The following is a 1,625-nucleotide window of genomic DNA, read 5'->3' as shown; positions in this document are numbered from 1 at the left end:
GAGCCTGTGTGAAAACCCCTGTTTGTGCTAGACTTGCGGAAGTGGGGAGGCTTGGCATGGCAGGTTTCATCGAGGGCATGAATCGGGAGCAGACGACGCTTTTTCCTGAGCGGTTGGAGGACTGGATCTATGAGGATCACCTTGTCCGTGTCGTCGATCTCTTCGTTGATGAACTCGATCTGGCAGAGCTTGGCTTTCAACGTCACGCGGCGGCGCGGACGGGTCGGCCGGGCTATCATCCGGCGGTCCTGCTCAAGCTGTTCATCTACGGCTATCTGAACCGGATCCCCTCCAGTCGGCGCCTCGAGCGCGAGGCGGGGCGCAATGTCGAACTGATGTGGCTGACCGGGCGACTGGTCCCGGATCACAAGACGATCGCCGACTTTCGGCGCAACAACGGCGGAGCGATCCGCAAGACCTGTGCGCAGTTCGTGGAACTCTGTCGCCGGATCGGCGTGCTGAAGGGCGAGTGCGTGGCGGTCGACGGGAGCAAGTTCAAGGCGGTCAACAACCGCGATCGCAACTTCACCAAGGGCAAGTTGGCCAGCCGCCTGGCGCATCTCGAGGCCGAGGTCGGTCGCTACATCGAGGAGGCCGACCGGATCGATCGTCAGGAAACCGGCGAAGCGCGAACCGAGCGGGCAGCACATCTGACCGGTCGCTTCCTTCGGATCCGGCAGGAGATCGAGCGCCTGCTGGCGATGCAGGATGCCCTGGCCGACGCGCCGGACGGGCAGATATCGCTCACCGATCCGGATGCACGCGCCATGGCCACAAGGGCGCAGCACAGCGGGCACGTCGGTTACAACGTCCAGAGCGTAGTCGATGCCGAAACCCACCTGATCGTGACCCATGCCGTGACGAACCAGGGCCACGACCGGGATCTGCTGGCGGTGATGGCCTGCGTGGCGAAGACCGTGCTTCAGCGGGAGGATCTGCACATCCTCGCCGACAAGGGCTACTTCAGCGCCCGCGAGATCCTGACCTGCCACGAGCTTGGCATCACCGCGACCGTGCCGCGCCCCGACACCTCGGGCAGCCGTTCGGAGGGGCGGTATGTGAAGGCCGATTTTGCCTATGAGGCGACGGCCGATATCTACCGATGCCCGGCGGGCGAGGCGCTGACCTACCGATACACCACCGAGGAGGATGGCCTTCAGTTGCGGCGCTACTGGACCACGGCCTGCGCGGCTTGCGACCTCAAGGCTCGCTGCACGACCGGCCGGGAACGGCGGATCACCCGCTGGGAGCAGGAGCACCTGATCGAAGCTGTCCAAGCCCGGCGGCGCAGCGCATCGGCCCCGATGAGTGTCCGCCGTTCCACGGTCGAGCATCCGTTCGGCACCCTCAAGTCATGGATGGGCCCCAGCCACTTCCTCACCCGCCGTCTCCACAACGTTCGGACGGAGTTCGCGCTGAACGTTCTTGCCTACAACATCAAGCGGATGGTCTCGCTAATCGGCATCGCAGGCCTGATGAAGGCGATGTCTGGCTGAGCCGACAGCCTCGGCGCGCATGACCTCGAGCTGGCACCGCGTGATCCGACAATTCCCTCGAGAAGCGCCGCCATTTGGGTCGACGAACAAGATCCGCCGCAGCGCGATCGCCGGTTTCCACACGGCCTC

The 1,625-nt window shown here is 64.4% G+C and carries 1 protein-coding gene; it reads left to right on the top strand.

The features are described from left to right. Positions 1–56 precede the first annotated feature (56 nt). A complete protein-coding gene (locus ACTVZP_RS22165; RefSeq protein WP_443214293.1) occupies positions 57–1,496 on the top strand; it encodes an IS1182 family transposase in 1,440 nt (479 codons plus the stop codon). Positions 1,497–1,625 lie beyond the last annotated feature (129 nt).

The organism is Rhodobacter sp. NSM, assembly GCF_052244495.1.
Taxonomy (GTDB): Bacteria; Pseudomonadota; Alphaproteobacteria; order Rhodobacterales; family Rhodobacteraceae; genus Cereibacter_A.
The sequence above is the reverse complement of the archived record's forward strand: the minus strand, read 5'-3'. Positions and strand labels throughout refer to the sequence as shown.

Bases quoted from the DNA above. Each gene is read 5' to 3' on its own strand.
- ACTVZP_RS22165 (WP_443214293.1), top strand. From the start codon at position 57: ATGGCAGGTTTCATCGAGGGCATGAATCGGGAGCAGACGACGCTTTTT.